2 protein-coding genes and 1 pseudogene are annotated in these 2,424 nt (G+C 39.7%); 2 read left to right on the top strand and 1 reads right to left on the bottom strand.

Annotated features, from left to right (window positions below):
- Window positions 1–105, top strand: a pseudogene (locus V7147_RS25250) (3D domain-containing protein); the annotation flags it as partial.
- Window positions 106–139: 34 nt separating this feature from the next.
- On the opposite strand, the gene V7147_RS18920 reads toward V7147_RS25250, so the two are convergent.
- Window positions 140–610 (bottom strand): divergent PAP2 family protein, encoded by a 471-nt coding sequence (locus tag V7147_RS18920; protein WP_335369387.1) that lies wholly within the window; start codon window positions 608–610, stop codon window positions 140–142.
- Window positions 611–820: 210 nt separating this feature from the next.
- On the opposite strand from V7147_RS18920, the gene V7147_RS18915 reads away from it, so the two are divergent.
- Window positions 821–2,329, top strand: a complete 1,509-nt coding sequence (locus V7147_RS18915) for a leucyl aminopeptidase (protein ID WP_335369386.1) — start codon at window positions 821–823, stop codon at window positions 2,327–2,329.
- Window positions 2,330–2,424: the final 95 nt, after the last annotated feature.

The raw sequence follows: 2,424 nt of genomic DNA, 5'->3' as shown, positions 1-2,424 counted from the left end.
ATTAAAATGGGTGACGGTAAAATATCGGAAGAAGAAATCGCAGCAATGAATGAGGATAAGTCGATGCAGGTATTCCGTCAACAAATTTTAGGTGAAAAAAGTTAAAAGGCTAATCGGAATGATTAGCCTATTTTGGTGTTTACAGTATATGAAGAACTAATGTTAACAAGATCCCGGTTAGACCTCCAAAAAATACTTCGATTGGCTTATGCCCTAGTAATTCTTTTAACTCACTACGTTTTCTATCTCCATCGAGCTTTTGCCATAACATTGCATCCTCAGCAAATTTTTGAAAATCCGCAACCAGTTGGTTGAGAACTGTAGCTTGTTCACCAGCATGTCTACGAACTCCGGAAGCATCAAACATGACGATAACGGCAAATACTGTAGAAATCGCAAAAAAAGGAGAACCTACGCCTTGTTCAAGGGCAATCCCAGTTGTTAAAGCTGTTACTGCAGCTGAATGGGAGCTTGGCATACCACCAGTGCTCGTAATCAGGGACCAATCCACTTTTTTGGTCACAATAAAATGTAGGGGGACCTTAACAAACTGCGCAAATCCAATGGCAGCAAGTGCGGCCCACAGGGGGAAATTCGTAAAAAGCTCCATGTAAACTACGTCCTCTCGTCAAAATACACGATTTTCTCTTTATTTTATCAACGATATTTTTATCTTTTTTAAAAAAGAGCATGTCGTGCACGCAGATGTACCTTTATTATAAAAGAATTTACGTTAGCCTGCAAAATGAATTCTTTTACGATGAAATTTAGTGTCCCTAAGTATATAATAAAAAGGTGAAAATAAGTTGGAGGTGTTTAGATGTTTACAGTTAAAAATGAATTTAAAATCCAAGATGGACATGAAGCAATACTAATTGGTTTATATGCTAAAAATCAAAAGACGTCTGGGATTACACATGAATTAGATACATTAGTTGATGGTCAAATAACAGTGCTATTAAAAGAAGGCGACATTTCTACAAGGCAAAATATAGTATCTAAAGTACATACATTAGGAAAAGCACCTATTAAACGAGTGTATTTTCTTGGACTCGGTAAGGAAGATAAGCAATCCTTTGAATCACTAAGAGAAGCGTTCGGAAAGGCTATTAAAACAATCGCTGAAGCAAAGATTCAAAGCTTTGCAATTGGATTAGATTCCTTTGTCACAGAGGGGTTAGAATCTCATGATGTTGCTCATGCATTCGGAGAAGCACTTGCCTTGTCTACATATAAATTTGCAGATTATAAACAAAAATCGAATCAACCAGAAAAGAAAATTGAAGATGTGGTCGTTTATACAGATGCTGACGCGAATGAGGTTGAAGCTAGTTTAACTGTAGGATATGCATATGGGCAAGGGACAAACTCTGCGAGAACCCTTGTAAATCTACCAGGAAATATGCTAACAGCTACAGATCTAGCAAATTATGCAGCTGAACTAGGAAAGAAATATGGGTTTGAGGTAGAAATCCTCAATAAAGAAGAGATGGAAAAGCTCGGAATGGGCGCTCTTTTAGCGGTAAATAAAGGTTCTGCTGAGCCACCGAAAATGATAGTCCTAAAATATCAAGGAAAAGAAAACTGGGAGGATGTCATCGGTCTTGTCGGAAAAGGCATTACCTTTGATACAGGCGGTTATTCGATCAAGCCAAAAGACGGCATTGTAGGTATGAAATCAGATATGGGGGGAGCTGCTGCTGTATTAGGTGCGATGGAGATCATTGGTGAGTTGAGACCTGAAATGAATGTTGTCGCAGTCATCCCATCAACCGACAATATGATTAGTGGTGAAGCATTTAAGCCAGACGATGTGGTGACATCGATGAATGGCAAAACCATCGAAATCCTAAACACTGATGCAGAAGGACGTCTTGCTTTAGCAGACGGGATTACATACGCGAAGTTCCACGGTGCCTCCTATTTAGTCGATGTGGCAACTTTAACTGGTGGAGTAATTGTCGCTCTAGGTAATGATATAACTGGCGCTATGACAAATGATGAAGCGTTTTTTGAAGAAGTGTTGGAAGCTTCATTAGAAGCCGGTGAACCAATCTGGCGCCTGCCAATGACAGAAAACCATAAGAAGCGTGTTCGTAAAAGTCAGGTAGCTGACTTAAACAATTCTCCTGGACGTGATGGGCATGCGATTTTTGCAGGTACCTTCCTTGGCGAATTCGCAGAGAATACACCTTGGGTTCACCTTGATATCGCCGGAACAGCAACGACAACAACTGCTCACAATTTAGGTCCTGCTGGTGCAACTGGGGTTATGGTTCGTACGCTTGCAACGTTAGTAGAAAGATTTGGAGAAACAACTGAAGAGTAATAGTAGAGTCTACCTAAAGGGGTAGGCTTTTTTTAAAGATATCTTTTAGGTATATCACAAACTTGAAAAAGGTCAGTTGATATACCGCAAACCAC

The organism is Bacillus sp. JJ1521 (assembly GCF_036965165.1).
In the GTDB taxonomy this organism is placed as follows: domain Bacteria; phylum Bacillota; class Bacilli; order Bacillales; family Bacillaceae_L; genus Ferdinandcohnia.
The sequence above is the reverse complement of the archived record's forward strand: the minus strand, read 5'-3'. Positions and strand labels throughout refer to the sequence as shown.

Bases quoted from the DNA above. Each gene is read 5' to 3' on its own strand.
- V7147_RS18920 (WP_335369387.1), bottom strand. From the start codon at position 610: ATGGAGCTTTTTACGAATTTCCCCCTGTGGGCCGCACTTGCTGCCATT.
- V7147_RS18915 (WP_335369386.1), top strand. From the start codon at position 821: ATGTTTACAGTTAAAAATGAATTTAAAATCCAAGATGGACATGAAGCA.